General features: G+C 70.7%; 20 protein-coding genes. 14 read left to right on the top strand and 6 right to left on the bottom strand.

Annotation, left to right across the window (positions count from 1 at the left end; genetic code table 11):
- Positions 1 to 223: 223 nt before the first annotated feature.
- Complete coding sequence (locus tag HP507_RS15365) at positions 224 to 907, top strand: glycoside hydrolase family 16 protein (RefSeq protein WP_271207252.1); 684 nt, start codon at positions 224 to 226, stop codon at positions 905 to 907.
- A 98-nt stretch (positions 908 to 1,005) separates the two neighbouring features.
- Here HP507_RS15365 and HP507_RS15360 read toward each other — a convergent pair whose 3' ends face one another.
- Positions 1,006 to 2,169 (bottom strand): ROK family protein, encoded by a 1,164-nt coding sequence (locus tag HP507_RS15360; protein WP_175352667.1) that lies wholly within the window; start codon positions 2,167 to 2,169, stop codon positions 1,006 to 1,008.
- A gap of 132 nt (positions 2,170 to 2,301) precedes the next feature.
- On the opposite strand from HP507_RS15360, the gene HP507_RS15355 reads away from it, so the two are divergent.
- From HP507_RS15355 to HP507_RS15340, 4 genes are read left to right on the top strand one after another with little or no spacing between them, the layout of a single operon-like run.
- Positions 2,302 to 3,609 carry an ABC transporter substrate-binding protein gene (locus HP507_RS15355; protein ID WP_175352666.1) on the top strand — a complete coding sequence of 436 codons (1,308 nt, stop codon included), beginning with the start codon at positions 2,302 to 2,304 and terminating at the stop codon, positions 3,607 to 3,609.
- Positions 3,610 to 3,620: 11 nt separating this feature from the next.
- Positions 3,621 to 4,568, top strand: a complete 948-nt coding sequence (locus tag HP507_RS15350; RefSeq protein WP_175352665.1) for a carbohydrate ABC transporter permease — start codon at positions 3,621 to 3,623, stop codon at positions 4,566 to 4,568.
- Positions 4,568 to 5,488 (top strand): carbohydrate ABC transporter permease, encoded by a 921-nt coding sequence (locus tag HP507_RS15345; RefSeq protein WP_175352664.1) that lies wholly within the window; start codon positions 4,568 to 4,570, stop codon positions 5,486 to 5,488. The genes HP507_RS15350 and HP507_RS15345 overlap by 1 nt, the downstream gene beginning before the upstream one ends.
- 50 nt (positions 5,489 to 5,538) lie before the next feature.
- The gene (locus HP507_RS15340) at positions 5,539 to 7,197 is read left to right on the top strand and encodes a glycoside hydrolase family 13 protein (protein WP_175352663.1); all 1,659 of its coding nucleotides are present in this window, start codon (positions 5,539 to 5,541) and stop codon (positions 7,195 to 7,197) included.
- Positions 7,198 to 7,284: 87 nt separating this feature from the next.
- On the opposite strand, the gene HP507_RS15335 is transcribed toward HP507_RS15340, so the two are convergent.
- Both HP507_RS15335 and HP507_RS15330 read right to left on the bottom strand, forming a co-directional pair.
- A complete protein-coding gene (locus HP507_RS15335) occupies positions 7,285 to 7,473 on the bottom strand; it encodes a hypothetical protein (protein WP_175352662.1) in 189 nt (62 codons plus the stop codon).
- A gap of 13 nt (positions 7,474 to 7,486) precedes the next feature.
- Positions 7,487 to 7,861 (bottom strand): hypothetical protein, encoded by a 375-nt coding sequence (locus HP507_RS15330; RefSeq protein WP_175352661.1) that lies wholly within the window; start codon positions 7,859 to 7,861, stop codon positions 7,487 to 7,489.
- Between the two features lie 170 nt (positions 7,862 to 8,031).
- Between HP507_RS15330 and HP507_RS15325 the strand changes: the two genes are divergently transcribed.
- On the top strand, positions 8,032 to 8,964 hold the full coding sequence (locus HP507_RS15325) for an ABC transporter ATP-binding protein (RefSeq protein ID WP_175352660.1): 933 nt from the start codon (positions 8,032 to 8,034) through the stop codon (positions 8,962 to 8,964).
- A complete protein-coding gene (locus HP507_RS15320) occupies positions 8,961 to 10,178 on the top strand; it encodes an ABC transporter permease (RefSeq protein ID WP_175352659.1) in 1,218 nt (405 codons plus the stop codon). Before HP507_RS15325 ends, HP507_RS15320 begins: the two co-directional genes overlap by 4 nt.
- Positions 10,179 to 10,200: 22 nt before the next feature.
- On the opposite strand, the gene HP507_RS15315 is transcribed toward HP507_RS15320, so the two are convergent.
- Positions 10,201 to 10,833 carry a TetR family transcriptional regulator C-terminal domain-containing protein gene (locus tag HP507_RS15315; protein WP_175352658.1) on the bottom strand — a complete coding sequence of 211 codons (633 nt, stop codon included), beginning with the start codon at positions 10,831 to 10,833 and terminating at the stop codon, positions 10,201 to 10,203.
- A 67-nt stretch (positions 10,834 to 10,900) separates the two neighbouring features.
- Positions 10,901 to 11,566, bottom strand: coding sequence for a nicotinamide riboside transporter PnuC (pnuC, locus tag HP507_RS15310; protein WP_175352657.1), 666 nt, complete (start codon positions 11,564 to 11,566; stop codon positions 10,901 to 10,903).
- Between the two features lie 335 nt (positions 11,567 to 11,901).
- Between pnuC and HP507_RS15305 the strand changes: the two genes are divergently transcribed.
- The 5 genes from HP507_RS15305 to HP507_RS15285 all read left to right on the top strand — a co-directional run bounded on the left by HP507_RS15305 (position 11,902) and on the right by HP507_RS15285 (position 15,326).
- A complete protein-coding gene (locus tag HP507_RS15305; RefSeq protein WP_175352656.1) occupies positions 11,902 to 12,456 on the top strand; it encodes an alternate-type signal peptide domain-containing protein in 555 nt (184 codons plus the stop codon).
- 156 nt (positions 12,457 to 12,612) lie between these two features.
- Positions 12,613 to 13,209: a TasA family protein gene (locus HP507_RS15300; protein ID WP_175352655.1), complete on the top strand. Its 597-nt coding sequence runs from the start codon at positions 12,613 to 12,615 to the stop codon at positions 13,207 to 13,209.
- On the top strand, positions 13,206 to 14,090 hold the full coding sequence (locus tag HP507_RS15295) for a hypothetical protein (RefSeq protein WP_175352654.1): 885 nt from the start codon (positions 13,206 to 13,208) through the stop codon (positions 14,088 to 14,090). The genes HP507_RS15300 and HP507_RS15295 overlap by 4 nt, the downstream gene beginning before the upstream one ends.
- A complete protein-coding gene (locus HP507_RS15290; protein WP_254701158.1) occupies positions 14,087 to 14,797 on the top strand; it encodes a signal peptidase I in 711 nt (236 codons plus the stop codon). The genes HP507_RS15295 and HP507_RS15290 overlap by 4 nt, the downstream gene beginning before the upstream one ends.
- Position 14,798: 1 nt before the next feature.
- Complete coding sequence (locus tag HP507_RS15285; protein ID WP_175352652.1) at positions 14,799 to 15,326, top strand: hypothetical protein; 528 nt, start codon at positions 14,799 to 14,801, stop codon at positions 15,324 to 15,326.
- A 118-nt stretch (positions 15,327 to 15,444) separates the two neighbouring features.
- Here the strand turns inward: HP507_RS15285 and HP507_RS15280 are convergent, their stop codons facing one another.
- Complete coding sequence (locus tag HP507_RS15280; protein WP_175352651.1) at positions 15,445 to 15,885, bottom strand: hypothetical protein; 441 nt, start codon at positions 15,883 to 15,885, stop codon at positions 15,445 to 15,447.
- 103 nt (positions 15,886 to 15,988) lie between these two features.
- On the opposite strand from HP507_RS15280, the gene HP507_RS15275 reads away from it, so the two are divergent.
- The gene (locus HP507_RS15275) at positions 15,989 to 17,308 is read left to right on the top strand and encodes a GNAT family N-acetyltransferase (protein WP_175352650.1); all 1,320 of its coding nucleotides are present in this window, start codon (positions 15,989 to 15,991) and stop codon (positions 17,306 to 17,308) included.
- On the top strand, positions 17,308 to 17,634 hold the full coding sequence (locus HP507_RS15270; RefSeq protein ID WP_175352649.1) for a MazG nucleotide pyrophosphohydrolase domain-containing protein: 327 nt from the start codon (positions 17,308 to 17,310) through the stop codon (positions 17,632 to 17,634). Before HP507_RS15275 ends, HP507_RS15270 begins: the two co-directional genes overlap by 1 nt.
- The last annotated feature ends 24 nt before the right edge of the window (positions 17,635 to 17,658 follow it).

The raw sequence follows: 17,658 nt of genomic DNA, 5'->3' as shown, positions 1-17,658 counted from the left end.
TATCTCTGCTTCCAAGCACGTGCACGCCCGAGCGCGGCACACCTCCATCGACCGACGTCCCACGCGCCGCAGCCGCGGCCCCGTACTCCTGGCGGCTGCAGCCGCCAGCGCCCTGGTGATCGGCGCGCCGACCGCCGCCTCCGCCCAGACCGGGTGGGGGTGGAGCGGCCGTGGCCACCACGCAGCGCCGACCGCCTCGCCGACACCCGCCGACGAACCGACGGTGACGCAGAGCGCCGCCGCGACCGCCACCCCCACGGCTTCCGAGACGCAGACCGACGCGTCCGCGGTCGCCCCCGACTCCTCGTTCGTCGAGGACTTCACCACGTCGGCCGCCGCCGGCAAGGTGACCGCCGCGTACCCGCAGTCCTGGCAGCCCTACCCCGACGGGACGTCCGGCATGTACGAGCCGAGCAGCACCGTCTCCGTGCACGACGGCGTCATGGACGTCGCCCTCGGGGGTGCCGGCACGGCCGGCACGTTCGGCTCGGTCGAGGGGGCCTGGGGCCACGTCGGCGGTTCGTTCTCCGTGCGCGCGAAGGCGACCGGTGGCGACGGCAACGGCGCGGCGTTCATGCTCTGGCCGACGTCCGACGTCTGGTCCGACGGCGAGATCGACTTCCCCGAGGGGAACTTCGAGTCGAGCCCGTCCGCCTTCCAGCACTCGATGACCCCCGGCGACGAGGCGAACCGGGTGCAGGTGGACACCGGCGTTTCATGGCGGGACTGGCACACCTACACGATCGACTGGGTGCCGGGGAAGTCCGTCACCTACAGCATCGACGGCAAGGTCCTCGAGACCGTGACCCAGGACGTCCCCACCACGCCGCACCGGTTCATGTTCCAGGTCGGGAACTGGGGCGCCTCCGGCAACCTGCTGATCGACTGGGTGTCCACCACCGAGTGACGCCCGACGCGCTCGACGCCGGGTGACCGAGTACCGCCAGGGGGCGGCTGGCGGTACTCGGCCCCGCGGCCGCGCCGGTCGGCATCACGTCGAGGACATCAGGCGTGCACCGGCCGGAGCGGGAACGACAGCGGGTCGCCACGCACGGCGTCGACCGCGTGCGCCACCGCCCCGATGACGACCACGTCCGCCCCGAGCGAGGAGGCGACGATCTCGGGCACGGGGTCGAAGTTCCAGTCACCGAGCAGCGCCCGGGCGCGGTCGATCACCGCGGCCGCCGGTCGAGCGATCGCGCCGGCGACGACCACGCGGTCGATGTCGAGCAGGCTGGCGAGCAGCACGCAGACCCGGGCGAGCCGGTCGCCGAGCCGGTCGACGATCGCGAGCGCCACGCGGTCCCCCGCCCGTGCCGCAGCGAAGACCGCGGCCGCGTCGGCGTCGAGGGGAAGCGGACCGTCCGCCGGCACCTCGCCCGCGGCGACGGCCTCGAGGACCAGTCGGCGGGCCGTGGCCCCGATGCCGTCCGACGAACCGACCCCCTCGACGAGGTCGAGCACGCGCATCTCCCCCGCACCGCCGTGGGTGCCACGGAGCAGGACCCCGTCGACGACGAGGCCCGCGCCGAACCGCTCGCCGGAGAGCAGCGCGGCGAACGACGTTTCGCCGGAGGACGGCCGTTCCGCGAGCGCCGCCAGGTTCGCGTCGTTCTCGACGACGACCAGGTGGCCGGGCACGGCGTCGGCGAAGCCCGGGTTCATCCGGTCCCAGAACCCGCCGTCGCCCGGCGACGCACCACCGGCGTCCACCGGTGCGGGGATGCTGACGACGGAGACGAGCACCCGCTCGGGATCGACCGCGGCGTCGGCGAGCGCCGCGGCGACGGTCTCCGCGAGCACGGCGAGACGCACCGCGACGTCGAGACCGGAGGCTCCGAGGTTCCCCTCGGCACGACCGAGCACGGTGCCGCGGACATCGGCGGCGAGTGCCGTCACACGGTGCTGTCCGGCGTCGACGCCGACCACCACACCGGCGGCGTCGTCGAGCTCGTAGCGGCGGGCGGGACGGCCGATGCGGTACTCGCCGGCAGCCCGGGCGTCGTCGAGTTCGCGGACCCAGCCGAGCCGGACGAGTTCCTCGCAGGCAGCGAGGACGGTCGAGCGGGTCAGGCCGGTGGCGTCGATCGCCTCGGTCGCGGTGAAGGCGCGCACTGCGAACGCGTAGGCGAGCAGCGTCCCTGCGCTCGTTCCACGGTGCGGCGGCATGCCGGCACACTACCGCGGAACGAGTTCCTTGCGTAATTAGATTTTCTCGCTACATTTAGTCCCGCGGGTGGCACCGAAGCCATCCGCGGTCCGGAACGGCAGGGACGCCGGGTCCGGGCGGACGGAGACGACGTGCGACCACACCCCACAGGGAACCCGGTCAGGAGCGCTGCCGCGGTCAGCCGCCGCTCGTTCCTGCTCGGAGCAGGGGGCATCGGTGCGGGCCTGGCGCTCGCGGGGTGCGCCCCGCTCGGTTCCTCGAGCAGCCGACCCGAGACGATCACCTTCTACGTGTCGAAGCCCGAGGTGATCGGGTACTTCGACGACGTGATCGCGAAGTTCCACGACAGCCAATCCAGGATCCGGGTGATCCGCGACTCGACCTCGAGCATGTCCGCGGACTTCGTCCGGAACCGACCGCCGGACCTCGGGTGCTGGAACTACAACTTCTCGGTGGCACCGTTCGTCGAGCACGGAGCGCTGACGGACCTGTCCGACCTGCCGCAGGCCGACACGATCAACCCCGACCTCTGGCCGCTCCTCCGCCAGACCGCGGACCACCCGGGCCGCAAGAGCGCCCTGCCGTACTCGGTCACCGCCGCGTCGGTGATCTACGACAAGCAGCGCTTCGCCGAGCAGGGGCTCGAGGTCCCGACGACGTGGAGCGAGTTCGCCGACGTCTGCGAGCGGCTCACCCGCGCCGGCATCGACCCGATCTACGGCACGTTCAAGGACAACTGGACGATCGCGCAGGGCATGTTCGACTACACGATCGGCGGGATGGTCGACGTCCCGAAGACGTTCGCGGCGCTCGAGCGCGAGGGCACGAAGGTCGGCAAGGGCGCCTCCGTGTCGTTCGAGCGCGACTTCCGGGCCCCGATGGAGCGCATGGTGCAGCTCCGCCAGTGGCACCAGAAGGGCGCCGACAGCCGCGGGTACGGCGACGGCAACCTCGCCTTCGCCCAGCGGAAGGCGGCGATGTACCTGCAGGGGCCGTGGGCGCTCGGCGAGATCGCGAAGACGTCGCCGGACATGGACCTCGGCACGTTCCCACTCCCCGTCACGGACGACCCGGCCGACCGGAAGGTCCGCGTGAACGTCGACCTCGCGCTCTGGGTCCCGGAGGCGTCCCGCAAGCAGGAGGCGGCACGGGAGTTCCTGTCGTACCTGATGACCTCGAAGGTCAACGACAAGTACAACGCGGACAACAACGGCTTCGGCGTACGGAAGGACGCTCCTCCGGCGTCGAACCCCACCCTCACCGGCATGCAGTCCTACTACGACGACGCCGCCTTCTACCTCGGTGCCTCGCAGCTCATCCCCGCCGAGATCCCCGTCGCGAACTACGCGCAGTCGATCGCCTTCGGCGGCGACCCCCAGCCCCAGCTCCGCACCCTCGACGCCGACTGGGCGCGCCTCGCGCTCCGCACGGCCGCGTAAGGAGACGACGAATGGCCACCACGACCACCGAGTCCATCACGACGGCGGGCCGCCGCCGACGGGGCGGAGCCGCACCGCGCCTCCAGACCGTCACACACAAGCGGAGGCGCATCGAACCGCTCTTCCTGGCGTTCCTGCTCCCCACCATCCTGCTCTTCACGCTCGCCATCACGCTCCCCGCGGTGATGGGGATCGTGCTGAGCTTCACGAACTCCGTCGGGTTCGGCGAGTTCCGGTTCATCGGGCTCACCAACTACGTGGCGGTGTTCTCCGACCCGGCGATCCTGCAGGCGTACCTGTTCACCCTCGGGTTCTCGCTCGTCACCGTGATCGTCGTGAACGCGGTCGCGTTCCTGCTCGCCATCGCGCTGACGTCGAAGGTGCGCGGGAAGATCGCGCTCCGGGCGGTGTTCGTGCTGCCGATGGTGATCTCCGGCATCGTCATCGCGTACGTGTTCTCGTTCCTGTTCGCGAACAGCCTCCCGGCCCTGGCGACCACGCTCGGCTTCGCACCGCTGGAGCAGAGCATCCTCGCGAACCCGGACCTGGCGTGGATCGCGATCGTCCTGGTCACGGCCTGGCAGGCGATCCCGTCGACGCTCCTCATCTACATCGCCGGCGTCCTGTCCATCCCCGGCGAGGTGTACGAGGCCGCGGCGCTCGACGGCGCGAGCTCGTGGCGCCAGCTGATCTCGATCACGGCACCGCTCACGGCGGGCTACATCGTGATCAACCTCGTGATCGGGTTCAAGAACTTCCTCAACTCGTACGACATCATCGTCGGCCTCACCGACGGCGGCCCGGGCACCTCCACCACCAGCGTGGCGATGTCGATCTTCAAGGGCTTCAACGGCGGCGACTACGCCTACCAGATGGCGAACGCGACGATCTTCTTCGTGATCGCCGTCGTGATCGCCGTGATCCAGCTGCGGGCGACCCGCGGGAAGGCAGCGCTCTGATGACCCTGCAAGCACCCCTGCGACCAGGGACGACGAAGACCGGGAGCATCCGCTCCGTGGACGCGGACCGCGACGCCGGCGGTCGGGCTGCGGGCAAGGGCCGCGGCCGCGCGAACTGGCCCGTGACGATCGCCCTCGTCGTCTGCGCCCTCTCCGTCCTCGTCCCGCTGTACGTGACGCTCACGATGGCGTTCAAGACCACCTCGCAGTCCGTCGACGGCAACGCGTTCTCCCTGCCGGCGCCGTTCAGCGTCGACGGCTTCGTGCAGGCGTGGGAGCTCACCGACTTCCCGCGGGCGTTCGGGATCTCGGTGCTCGTCGCGGCGATCACCGTCGTCGGGACGATCCTGCTCGCGTCGTTCACCGCGTACGCGATCGCCCGGAACTGGGACCGCCGACTGTTCCGCTGGTCGTTCTTCTACCTGCTCGCCGCGATGTTCCTGCCGTTCCCGGTGCTCGCACTGTCGCAGGTGAAGCTCACCGGCCTCGCCCACCTGGACAACCCGATCGGCGTCGCGATCCTGCACGTCATGTTCCAGCTGTCCTTCAGCGTGCTGCTCTTCACCGCGTTCCTGCGGTCGATCCCGGCCGAGCTGGAGGAGAGTGCACGCATCGACGGTGCGAGCACGGGGCAGGTGTTCTGGCGACTCGTGTTCCCCCTGCTCGCACCGATGAGCGCCACCGTCGGCATCTTCGCGTTCCTCGCGTCGTGGAACGACTTCATGATGCCGTCGCTGATCACCTCCGACCCGGCGCTGCAGACACTCCCGGTGCTGCAGCAGATGTTCCAGACCCAGTTCAGCAACAACTACAACGTGTCGTTCGCGTCGTACCTGATGGCGATGGCACCGGCGATCATCGTCTACCTCATCACCCAGCGATGGGTGATGGCAGGCGTGACGCAGGGCGCCATCAAGTGAGCACGACCGTGACCGACGACACCAGCCCCCTCGAAAGGACCCGGACCTCCATGACCGACGTGCTCCCCGCACAGAACCCGACCGCCATCGACGGCACCTGGTGGCGCCAAGCGAGCGTCTACCAGATCTACCCGCGCTCCTTCGCGGACGCGAACGGCGACGGCATCGGCGACCTCCCTGGCATCACCCAGCGCGTACCGTACCTGGCGTCGCTCGGGATCGAGGCCGTCTGGCTCAGCCCCTTCTACCCGTCCGCCCTCGCCGACGGCGGGTACGACGTGGACGACTACCGGGACGTCGACCCGAAGCTCGGCACGCTCGACGAGTTCGACGCCATGGTCGAGGCGCTGCACGGAGCGGGCATCCGCGTCATCGTGGACATCGTGCCGAACCACACGAGCGACCGGCACGAGTGGTTCCGCGAGGCACTCGCCTCCCCTGCGGGCTCGAAGGCGCGCGACCGGTACGTGTTCCGCGACGGAACCGGCCCCTCCGGTGAGAACCCGCCGGCCGACTGGGTGTCGATCTTCGGCGGGCCGGCCTGGACCGCGGTCGGCGACGGCCAGTGGTACCTGCACAACTTCGCGAAGGAGCAGCCCGACCTGAACTGGGCGAACCGCGAGGTCCGCGACGACTTCCTGCACACCCTCCGCTTCTGGTCCGACCGCGGGGTCGACGGGTTCCGCATCGACGTCGCGCACGGCCTGGCCAAGGACCTGCCCACCGAGCTGCCCACCTGGGCCGAGGTGCTCGCCGCGCCCAAGGACGGTTCGCACATCCTCTGGGACCGCGACGACGTGCACGAGATCTACGCCGAGTGGCGGAAGGTCTTCGACGAGTACACGCCCGCCCGGACCGCCGTGGCCGAGGCCTGGGTCGCCGCCGACCGCCGCGCCCGCTACGCCAGTGCCGAAGGGCTCGGGCAGGCGTTCAACTTCGACCTGCTCGAAGCGGACTTCGACGCCGAGCAGTTCCGGAGCATCATCGAGTTCAACCTCGGCCTCGCCGAGCAGTCCGGATCGTCGACGACGTGGGTGTTCTCGAACCACGACGTCGTGCGGCACGCCACCCGGTACGCCCTCCCCGCCCGGAACGGGTCGGACCAGAAGCAGGGCGGCGCCTGGCTGCTCGCCGGCGGGTCGCAGGACGCGCTCGACCGTTCGCTCGGCCTGCGGCGCGCGAAGGCGGCGACCCTCCTCGAGCTCGCCCTGCCCGGTTCCGCGTACCTGTACCAGGGTGAGGAGCTCGGTCTGCAGGAGGTCGGCGACATCCCGGACGCCGATCGCCAGGACCCGGCGTTCTTCCGGAACCCGGGCGTCGACGTCGGCCGCGACGGCTGCCGCGTGCCGCTCCCCTGGACGACGACCGGCGGGAGCTTCGGCTTCGGGCCCGGCGGCTCGCACCTGCCGCAGCCGGCCTGGTTCGCGGAGTACTCGGTCGAGGCCGAGGACGCCGACCCCGACTCGACGCTGAACCTCTACCGGAAGGCACTCGGCCTGCGTGGTCAGCTGCAGTCCGAGGAGCGCCTCGAGTGGCTCGAGACCGGCCGCGAGGACGTCCTCGCGTTCCGTCGGCCGAACGGCTGGACGAGCGTCACGGTGTTCGGCGACGAGCCGTACGAACTCCCCTCCGGTGAGCTGCTGCTCGCTTCCGCGCCGGTGGCAGACGGCGCACTGTCGGGTGTGGGGACCGCCTGGTTGCGTTCCTGACGTGACCCGGTGACCGACTGGCGCGCCCCGTGCAACGCTCGCGTTGCACGGGGCGCGCCAGTCGGTGCGAGGAGGATGCAGGCTCGGCTACTCACGGTGCTTGCTGGAGCGGACAGCCTGGACGATCAGCAGCAAAGCCATCACGACGACGAGCGAGAGGCCCGTCGTCCGGAGGAGCGCGTCGGACAGAGCCAGGCCGAGCACGAGCAGGACAACGCCGACGGCAAGCGCAATGGCGAGGTACGAGGCGTACTTCCGCGCTTGGGCTGGGGTCATGGTGCTCACCGTACTATCCCGTGATGGTCCGCTTGATGACTCCGCCGAGCAGCAGCGATCCAACCGACGTCACGATCGTGCACGTGAGCGAGTTCTGCGCGCACCACTTCTGCGACGCCGTGTAGCCGGCTTGCAGACGCTTCAGGAGGTCGGCGTAGTTCTTCACCCTGCGGTTGTCGAGTTGCGCAACCATCTTGCCGCTCACGGTGATGCGGTAGATGCCGTTGCAGGTCTTCGGACTCGTGTTCGCCGTCAATTGCTTCGGCACGGACCCGTTGTTGTAGCAGAGGTACTTCGGCGCGGTCGACGCTTGTGCGGGAACCGCGGCGACAACCGAGCCGCCCAGAAGGCTGAGTCCGAGAATCGCGGCAGTGAGCCTCTTGTACATGGTGTTCCTTCCCCCGCCGGCCCTCCCGGCGCTACGAAGACCGCACTTGCGGGCGTAAGACATACGGCGGAACCGCCGACATCGGTGCCGTCGCAGCCGCATGTACCCACCCTCGCGAGCCTGCCCGTCAGGCGACACCGGTATGGTCGGTCCCGTCGAGAGGGGCGAGGATGGCCGGGGCGAGCATCGGTGTGCGGGACTTCGTGATGCGCTTCGGCGACCGGAACGTCGTGGACGGGCTGTCCTTCGACATCGCCCCCGGAGAGACCTTCGGGCTCCTCGGCAGCAACGGTTCCGGCAAGACCACCACGATCCGCGCGCTGCTCGGCATCACGACCCCGACAGCCGGCACGCTCACCATCGACGGCCACCCGTACCGGCCCGCGACGGGCGGCATCGGCTACCTGCCCGAGGAACGCGGGCTGTACCGCAAGGAGTCCGTCATCGACGTGATGACGTACTTCGGCCGGCTCCGCGGGTTGCGCGGACCCGAGGCGACCGCCTGGAGCATGGAGTACCTCGCCCGCGTCGGACTCGCCGACCGTGCGAAGCTCCGTGTCGACAAGCTCTCCGGCGGCCAGCAGCAGAAGGTGCAGCTCGGCATCACGATCATGGACCGGCCGCGCCTGCTCATCCTCGACGAGCCGACGAAGGGCCTCGACCCGGTGAACCGCCGGCTGCTCCTCGACCTCGTCGACGAGCGCAAGGCCGACGGCGCGACGGTGATCCTCGTGACGCACCACATGGACGAGGTCGAACGACTCTGCGACCGCATCCTCCTGCTCAAGGACGGCACCGCGGCGGCGTACGGCACCATCCCCGACGTGCAGGACGCCTTCGGCGGCGCCGTCGCCCGGGTCGGACTCGACGGCCCCGTGCCGCCGTCGTCGCTCTACCGGCTGGCCCGGCACGAAGGACACGTGGCCTACCTCGTCCCCACACCGACGGCCGCGGCGGACGGGTCGGACATCCTCGCGTCGCTCGTCTCGGCCGGGGTGCACGTCACCGGGTTCGAGATGCGCCGCATCCCGCTCGACGAGATCTTCGTGCAGGTGTACGGGCACGACGCGCTCGTCGGGGAGTCGACGGGGGTCGCCGCGTGAGCCGGCTCGGGACCGTCATCCGGTTCGAGTTCGTCCGCGCGGTCAAGAAACCCGCCTTCTGGATCGGCACGCTCGCGCTGCCGGTCGTCATCGTGCTCGTCTCCCTGCTCGTCGGCGTCGGACAGGCGGCGGGCACCGACTCGGTCATGACGAGTTCGTCGGCCGCGAAGACCCCGTTCCGGTACGTCGACGACTCCGGGCTCGTGTCCGAACGCGTCGCCGCGAAGTGGGGCGGGTCGCCGTCCTCGGACGCGGCGGCCGACCGTGCGGCGGTCCGCGACGGCACGCTCGACGCGTTCATCGAGTTCCCGAGGTCACCCTCCACGACACCGATCCGCGTCGAGGCCGCCGACCGTGGGCTCTTCGGCAACGGCGGGTACTCCTCGCTCGCCGAACGGGTGCTCGAGCAGAGCGTGGCCGCGACCGTCGACGATCCCGAGTCCGTGCAGCTCCTCCGCACCCCGCCGGACACCGACCTCACGACGTACGCCGACGGGAAGGTCGCCCCGGGCTGGCTGTCGATCGTGCCGCCCTTCCTCTACGTCGCGGCGTTCTTCGGACTCGTCATCCTGCTCGCCACCCGCATGGTGACCGTGGTGGTCGAGGAGAAGGAGAACCGCATCTCCGAGATGATCCTCACCACCGTGACGGCCGGCGACCTCATCCGCGGCAAGGTCATCGCGATGCTGCTCGTCGGGTTCGTGCAGGTCGGGGTGTTCGTCGTCCCGGGGCTGATCGGCCTGCTCGCCGCGCTCCCGCTCATCGCGTCGCGCCTCGGCGGGCTCGTGGTCGACCCGTGGCGGATGGCGGTCGGCGCGCTGTTGCTCGTCGGCGGCGTCCTGCTCGCGTCGGCGCTGTTCGTCGCCGTCGGCGCCGCCGTGCCGTCGATCAAGGACGCCTCGGCGCTGCAGTCCGTGGCGATCTTCTCGCTGATCATCCCGCTCTACGCGGCGTTCTTCGTGATGACCACCCCGTCGTCGCCGATCGCGGCCTTCTTCACGTACTTCCCGACGTTCACGCCCATCACGGCGATGGTCCGGAACGCCGTCGGATCGCTCACCGTCACCGAATCGGTGGTCTGCATCGTCGAGGTGTTCGTCGTGGCCGGTCTGCTGCTGTGGTTCGCGGAGTACCTGTTCCGGCACTCCGTCGCGCAGTACGGGTCGAAGGTGACGCTCAAGCAGATCGCGTCGTGGCGACGCCGGACGCACTGACGGCCCGCGGCCGCGTCCGTCCCTAGCTCGTCAGGACGGCCTCGTCGAGGTCCCAGGCCGGCACCTCGCGCTCTCGCCATCCCTTGCGGAGGGTCCGGACCGCACGGTCGAACTCCACGAGGACGTCGATGTGGGGCCGCACGAGCATCTGGATCTGCAACCCCTCGTAGACGGCGAGCAGCTGCGTGGCCGCCTGGTAGGCGGGGATCGCCAGGCGCTCCGAGCCTCCGTCGACATCGTGCTGGAGCCCCGTCGACAGCTGCTCGGCGTACTCCTCGAAGCGCTTCCGGAACAGCTCGGCGAAACCGGTGTCGGCTGCCGCGATGGTGATCACGCCCGCGAGCACACGGACGAGACCGGGGTCCGCGACGTCCTCGGCGAGGGTCATGCGGAGGTGGTCGATCGTGCACTTCGGCGGCTTCGTGCGACGTGTCCCGCGGAGCTGCGTCCAGCGGTCGTACGTCACGAGCAGCAGGGCGTCCCAGGTCGGGAACAGTCGCTGCACCGTGTCGACCGGGATGCCGGCGGTCTCGGCGACGACGTTCGCGTCCACGCTGTCGAACGGGTGCAGACGATAGGCGCGGATGGCTCCGCGGACGATCCGCTCGGCGAGGGACTGCTCACCCTCGAGCGCAGCGTCGTGGTCGTGTTCCATTCGACCATCACACCGCACGGGCGCGCGGGTGTCTCGTCCCAGAGCGGGGGCCGCGGACGGGCACGCCTCAGCCGACGGTGACGGGAGCGGCCGACGGCTCGGTCCGCTGCTTCATCCAGACGAAGAAGCCCGTCAGGGTGAAGACCCCGTAGAACACGTACATGAGCCCCGACGCGTAGTACCCCGCCGAGAACAGCAGTGGCACGCCCACGAGGTCGACCGCCACCCAGATGAGCCAGAACTCGACCCACCCCTTCGCCATGCCGTACGTCGCCAGCAGCGACCCGACGAAGATCCACGCGTCGCTCCAGACCGGTTCGTACGAACCGAGGGCGCGGAAGATCGGTGTCAGGACCGCGGTCCCGCCCACCAGTGCGAGGACGAGCAGTCCGCGGGTCTTCCAGGAGGCCCAGCGCGGCTCGATCACGGTCGTCGCGTCGTCGGGTCGGTGCGTCCACCGGTACCAGCCGTAGACACTGACGATGACGAACATCACCTGCCGCCCGGCCTGGCCGAGCAGGTTCACCGGGTTCGGGGTGTCGAAGAGCGCACCCATGAAGACGGTGAAGAGCAGGGCGTTGCCCACGATGCCGACCGGCCACGCCCACACCTTGCGACGCATCCCACCGAGGGCGCTGAGCAACCCGAACACGTTGCCGATCACTTCACGCCAGAGCACGGTCTGGTCGCCGATGACGAGCTGCGCGTCGAACAGCCATCGCACGATGCCCATGGGCCCTCCTCGTTTCCGGTCGGTGCAACGGTACGGGGACGGTCCGCATTCCGCGGAGACCGGGGTACAAACCGTGTCCGCACTGTCGGGGACGAAAATGCCCCCCGTACTGGGTCCATTCAGACGCATGTTTCCCCTTGTCCGCACTTTGGGGGACGAGTAGCGTCATCACCAGAGAGCGAGTCCAGCCCGCCCGAGACGTGTCACGTCGCGGAGCCCGGCGACCACCCTCCGGCATCGGTCAGCCGCGGCCCCGCGAACCAGGGGCCGATGACATCGTCCCATCGGCACTGCCGGTGGCCTCAGCGCGCCCGAACGCGCAGAACGGACTCCCCATGCACAAGATCGTGACCGGCGCCATCGCCGGCGCCGCCGGTGTCGCCCTCCTCCTCGGTGGAGCGGGCACCTTCGCCCTCTGGAACGCCAGCGCCAGCAGCGCCGCGTCGTCCGTGAGCTCCGGCTCGCTGACCCTCAGCGCCAACAACGACGGCGTGTGGACGGACGTCACGAACGGCCGCTCGACGACGATCAACCCGGCGAACGCCCTCATGGTCCCGGGCAACACGTACCAGTTCACGCAGACGCTGACCATCGGCGCGACCGGCCAGGACCTCAAGGCCAACCTCACCTACGCGAACCAGAGCATCACCGGCGACGCCGCGCTGCTCGCCGCGACGACGAAGACCCTCGCGGTGACCTCCTCGAGCGCGTCGGTCGTGCAGTCGACCGCGAACGCGAACACCTTCGTGGTCTCCCCCTCGTCGGCGACCTCGACCGTGAAGGTCGTCTTCACCATCGCGCTGCCGTCCACGGCGACGACCGGCCAGGGCGGCACGCTCAACGTCGGCGCCCTCGCCTTCACGCTGACGCAGACCGCGATCGGTTCCTGACCCGCGGTGCCGCCCCGGGCCCGACAAGCCGTGGTCTCGATGAGTCCCTGATCCGGCGATCGCGACCACGCGCCTCCAGGCCCTGTCGGCACCATCTGCAGCACCGCACCGCCGTACCGGCGGTGACCGAGCGACCACGACGACCAGGAGACGGACATGACCAGCACGCCGAGGACGACCGGACGCCACCGCGCGCGCCGTCGTCACCGGTGGATCTGGCCGACCGTCATCGCCCTGGTCGTCGCGGTCGTCACGGCGATGCTCGGGACCGGCGGCACCTACGCGCTCTGGAACGGGACGGCGAGCACCTCGGCGTCGACCGTCCGCTCCGCCACCGCGACCATCACCACGGGGACGCTCTCCGCGATGAACACCGCCGTGCTCGGACCCGGCTCCGGCACGACCGGCACGTTCACCGTGCGGAACACCGGTTCCATCCCGCTGACCATGCGCGTGGCGACGACCTCGACCACCGTCGCCGACGCGACGAACTCCACACCCGCGGCCGTCCTCGGCGAACTGACCCTGCGGCTCGCCGTGGTCGGGAGCACGGGCGACTGCCGCACCGGACTCTCCGGAGCGAGCGGCCGACTCGCGTCGTTCGACACCGGGAGCGGGTCGTTCACCCTCGCCGCCGGTGCCACCGCGGTCGGCTGTGTCGAGATGGACCTCGACGCCGACGCACCCCAGACCGTGTCCGGCGCCGTCGCGGACTTCACCCTCACCGTCACCGGAACGCAGGTCACCGCATGAGCCGCCGCCTCCGTGTCCTCCTCGCGGCCGCCCTCACCATCGCGTTCGTCGCCGGCGGCTCCTCGGCCGCGTGGGCGCTCTGGACCGCCACCGGGACCACCGCTTCGAGCGTGACGATCGGGAAGACCGGCGCCTCCCTGAGCGGGACGAGCGCCATGACCACGACGTTCTCGTCGACCGTGACCTCGATCACGAAGCCGATCACCCTGACGAACTCCGGTTCGCTCGCCGGCACCGCCACCACCAGCGTGTCGGTCGTCTCCGGGAGCTCGACCACCCTCGCCCAGGCGGTCACCGTCACCGCCTGGCCGGTCACATCGGCGACCGCCTGCACGGACTCGACCGCGGTCGGTACCGGATCCGTCAGCGGCACGTGGAACTCGTTGCCGAGCATGACGTCGAAGCTCGCCGCGGGGACCGGCGCCGTCTGGTGCGCGCGGAGCACGCCGACGTCGTCCGCCCCCGCGTCCAGCACGACCACCGTGCACGTGAACCTCACCGTCACGACGGGCACCTGGACCTCGGGCGTCGTGCAGGGCGCCTTCTCCCTCACCACCCCGGCCGCCTCCCCCGCACTCACCTGCACGGACCACAACGGCACGTACGTCGAACTCGCCTGGGACACGACGTCACGACCGAAGGACACCTGGTACGGCGCCTTCGTCGGCTCGACGATGGTCGCCGCGAAGGAGCAGGGCTACTACGGACGCATCACCCTGGCACCGGACCAGGTCCCGGCGAGCGCCGGCACGAGCGGCCCCGTGACCGTGACCGTGAAGGTCCTCGACAGCGCCGGCAACCCGACCAGCACCGTCGCGGGAACCGGCACGATCACCCTCCTCACCCAGAGCAACGGGAAGGCCGTCCGATGCGGCGCATGACCCCCACGACACCGCGCACCGGCTGGCGGGCGATCGTCCACGCCCTCGCACTCGGCCTGAGCACCAGCCTGCTCGTCATCGTCGCCGGGCTCGCGGTGGTGCTCATCGTCGTGCCGAAGGCGACCGGGTCGACGCCCCTCACCGTCCTGACCCAGTCGATGGACCCGACGCTGCCCCCGGGAACGCTGCTCGTCGTCCGCCCGACGCCCGTCGACGCCATCCGGGTCGGCGACGTCGTGACGTACCAGATCACCTCGGGCCAGCCCGCCGTGATCAGCCACCGGGTGGTCTCCATCGAGTCCTCGTCGGACGGTTCCCGCACCTTCACGCTCAAGGGCGACAACAACGCCCTCGCCGATCCGGCACCGGTCACCGCCGCGCAGATCCGGGGCGTCGTCTGGTACAGCCTGCCGGACATCGGGCTCGTCAACCAGCTCGTGAACGGGTCGCGCACCTGGCTCGTGCCGACCATCGCGGGGGTGCTGCTCGCCTACGGGGCGGTGATGGTGACGATCGGGATCGTGTCCGCGGCGCGGCGACGACGGCGATCGACCGCCGGTGCTGCCGCCGGTGGTCCGCGCCGACGCGCTTCCGTCGCTGGTCGACGCCGACGGGGTTCCGTCGTCGTCCGGCGCCGACGCGCTCCCGTCGCCGGCCGGCGACGGGGCCGGCGCTCGTCCGGGGCGCACCGGGCTACGCTCGGGTGACGTGACGGACGGCGTGGAACTGACGAGGTCCCTGCTCGACGACGCGGCCCGGACGCTCCGGACGGCGGGCGTCCCGGACGAGGCGCTCGGCGAGTACGTCGAGCCGAAGGCCGTCCTCGGCATCCGTCGCGAGCCCACCATGCGATCACTCGGCCGGGTCTGGCGGGTGGGCGCACTGCTCGTCGGTTCCTCGCTCGAGACCGGCGGCCGTGTCTGGGCGACGGGGCTGATCACCCGCGTGACCGAACCCGGTCGTTCCCAGTTCGTCTCCGTCTCCGCCGAGGTACGCCGGGCCTACCGGGCGGCCGCGCAGAAGGGGCACTTCGAGCCGGGCGACACGGTGAACCACGGGGCGACGCCGATCCCGCTCGACGGGACGCTCGTCGGGTCGGACGGCGTGCTCTTCGTGGAGGACGACGCCCCGCTCGTCCGCTGGTCGCCGGCCGCCGGTGCGGCGGTGCCACTCGAGGCGTACCTGGCCGACCGGGTCGGACTGCTGGTCGATCCGCCGCACGGCGCGAGCAACTGAGGACCCGGCGCGGGCCGCGCGGCACGACCGTCTGAGGATCCGGTGCCGGCCGCGCGGCGCGGCCGACTGAGGACCCGGCGCGGGCCGCGCGGCACGACCGTCCGAGGACCCCGCCCCGTCAGTGCGTGTCGATCGGGCCGCCCGAGACGAACCGAGCCGCACCGCTGTCGTCGCTGAGGACGCACACGAACGCTGCGTACGGATCCGTGTGCCCGTCCGCGAAGCGCGCCACCGGGTAGGTGAGGGTGAAGGAGCCGGACGAGGTGTCCTGCACCGGCGACGACGTGGACTCCAACTCGCTGATGCCCGTCTCGGCCGCTCCGGCGCTGCAGACGTCGAGCCAGTGGGTCGCGGTGCTCGAGCCCGGCGGTGACGCGGACGGGGCTGCGGCGGAGGGTGTCTGGGCCGTCGCCGTGCGCGTGGCGACCGGCGGAGGCGACGGTTGCAGGGTCGACGTCCGTGCCGACGAGGCCCCCTCGGTCGCGCACCCCGTCGCGAGGCCCAGCACGGCGCACGCCGCGGTCGTCCCGACGATGGTCCGGATGAATGCTTGTCGCATCGTTGTCGCCCCTCGTGGTCGGTGATGCCCTCAATGGGAGATGTCACCGGTCCCCCGATCCTGACACCCCCGTTCGTCACCGGCCACCGATAGTGTCGGAACCGTGAGCAACGAGGCATTCGACGACCGCTACGAGCTGCGCGAGTTCGCGCCCGGGACGGACGACAAGGGGGCACCGAACGCCGAGACCGAGGCCTGGATGCAGGCGGTCGGCCTCGGCTTCCACGAGACCCACCCCGGCGAGGAAGCCGCGGGCCGGATGGTCGAGCACTTCGTCGAGGACGGCAACACCTGGCTCGGCGCGTACGTCCGTCGGCCGGCACCGGGCTCCGTCGACGAGACCTGGCCCGCGGGCACGTTCGCGTGGTTCCGGAAGCCGCTGAGCTGGGGCGACGGCTCGTCGATCGACACGCAGGCGATCTCCGCGGTCACCGTCCGGCCGACGGAGCGCCGCCGCGGGATCCTGCGCCGGATGATGACGCACGCTCTCGAGCGCGGCGTCGCCGAGGGCTACGCCGTCGCGTCCCTCACCGCGTCGGAGGGCACCATCTACCGCCGCTTCGGCTTCGGCAGCGCGATCCGCGAGCGCGCCGTGAGCGTCCGCCGCGACCGGGCGCTGCCGTTCCTCGCGCCGACGTCCGGGGTCGTCAGCGTGGTGACGCCCGAGTGGCTCGCCGGCGGTCCCGGCCGCGCCGTCTTCGACCGGTTCGACGCCCGCACCCCCGGCTCGATGGTGCGGAACGCCGGCACCTGGCCGGTCGCCCTCGGGCTCCGCACCCAGGACGGCGAGAAGGCGAAGGACGTCCGGGCCGCCGTGCACCGGCCCGACGGCTCCGACGAGGTCGACGGCTACGTGACCTGGCGGGTGAAGGAGAACCGCGACGGCGACACCGTGCTCGAGGTCGTCGACCTGGTCTACGCCACCGACGAGGCCTACCTGTCGCTCTGGGAGTTCCTGCTCTCCGTCGACCTCAACGACGTCGTGAAGTACAACCGGTCGCGCCTCGACGACCCGATCGTGGCGGCCCTCGGCGACAACCGCGCGTACGACGTCGACCACGAGGAAGACCACGTCTGGCTGCGGGTCCTCGACGTCGAGGCGGTGCTCGCCTCCCGGCCGTACGCCGTCGACGGATCGCTGACGCTCGCCGTGACGGACGCGCTCGGGTTCGCCTCCGGCACGTACCGGCTGGACGTCCAGGAGGCGCGGGGCAGCGTGACGAAGGTCGCCGACGACGTCGACGTGGCCGGCTCCGACATCCAGCTCGACGTGGCGGACCTCGGTGCGCTGCTCCTCGGTTCGGTGTCGCCGACGACGCTCGCGTCGGCCGGGCTCGTCCGCGCCGTCGACCCGGCTGCGCCCGCGCTGCTCCGTACCATGCTGACCCCGCCCCGGACGCCGCACGGGATCACGTACTTCTGATGGACCTACGAGAACTGAGCGACGAGGTCGAAGCGGTGTCGGCGCACTACGCCGAGCGCCACGGCATCGACCGAACCGATGAATGGTTCGTGCTCAAGCTCGGGGAAGAGGTCGGCGAGCTGACGCAGGCGTTCCTCGCCCGGTCCGGCCAGGCACGGCGGAAGGGCCGGACGGACGACGAGATGGAGCAGGGGTTCCGCGACGAGGTCGCCGACGTCCTCGCCCAGGTGCTCCTCGTGGCGCGGCACTTCGACGTCCCCCTCGACGACGCTGTGCGGGACAAGTGGTCGAAGTGGCACCCGGACCGGATGGCGACCGGTACATGAGCGAGCTGTCCCTCTCGGTGGGTC

Source organism: Curtobacterium pusillum (genome assembly GCF_013359865.1).
GTDB lineage: Bacteria > Actinomycetota > Actinomycetes > Actinomycetales > Microbacteriaceae > Curtobacterium > Curtobacterium pusillum.
This window is presented reverse-complemented; position numbering and strand designations above follow the sequence as displayed.

What these genes read in the sequence shown, in the direction of transcription:
- HP507_RS15360 (WP_175352667.1), bottom strand. Translation starts at nt 2,169, where the DNA reads ATGCCGCCGCACCGTGGAACGAGCGCAGGGACGCTGCTCGCCTACGCG.
- HP507_RS15350 (WP_175352665.1), top strand. Translation starts at nt 3,621, where the DNA reads ATGGCCACCACGACCACCGAGTCCATCACGACGGCGGGCCGCCGCCGA.
- HP507_RS15345 (WP_175352664.1), top strand. Translation starts at nt 4,568, where the DNA reads ATGACCCTGCAAGCACCCCTGCGACCAGGGACGACGAAGACCGGGAGC.
- HP507_RS15340 (WP_175352663.1), top strand. Translation starts at nt 5,539, where the DNA reads ATGACCGACGTGCTCCCCGCACAGAACCCGACCGCCATCGACGGCACC.
- HP507_RS15335 (WP_175352662.1), bottom strand. Translation starts at nt 7,473, where the DNA reads ATGACCCCAGCCCAAGCGCGGAAGTACGCCTCGTACCTCGCCATTGCG.
- HP507_RS15330 (WP_175352661.1), bottom strand. Translation starts at nt 7,861, where the DNA reads ATGTACAAGAGGCTCACTGCCGCGATTCTCGGACTCAGCCTTCTGGGC.
- HP507_RS15325 (WP_175352660.1), top strand. Translation starts at nt 8,032, where the DNA reads ATGGCCGGGGCGAGCATCGGTGTGCGGGACTTCGTGATGCGCTTCGGC.
- HP507_RS15315 (WP_175352658.1), bottom strand. Translation starts at nt 10,833, where the DNA reads ATGGAACACGACCACGACGCTGCGCTCGAGGGTGAGCAGTCCCTCGCC.
- pnuC (WP_175352657.1), bottom strand. Translation starts at nt 11,566, where the DNA reads ATGGGCATCGTGCGATGGCTGTTCGACGCGCAGCTCGTCATCGGCGAC.
- HP507_RS15305 (WP_175352656.1), top strand. Translation starts at nt 11,902, where the DNA reads ATGCACAAGATCGTGACCGGCGCCATCGCCGGCGCCGCCGGTGTCGCC.
- HP507_RS15300 (WP_175352655.1), top strand. Translation starts at nt 12,613, where the DNA reads ATGACCAGCACGCCGAGGACGACCGGACGCCACCGCGCGCGCCGTCGT.
- HP507_RS15295 (WP_175352654.1), top strand. Translation starts at nt 13,206, where the DNA reads ATGAGCCGCCGCCTCCGTGTCCTCCTCGCGGCCGCCCTCACCATCGCG.
- HP507_RS15290 (WP_254701158.1), top strand. Translation starts at nt 14,087, where the DNA reads ATGACCCCCACGACACCGCGCACCGGCTGGCGGGCGATCGTCCACGCC.
- HP507_RS15280 (WP_175352651.1), bottom strand. Translation starts at nt 15,885, where the DNA reads ATGCGACAAGCATTCATCCGGACCATCGTCGGGACGACCGCGGCGTGC.
- HP507_RS15270 (WP_175352649.1), top strand. Translation starts at nt 17,308, where the DNA reads ATGGACCTACGAGAACTGAGCGACGAGGTCGAAGCGGTGTCGGCGCAC.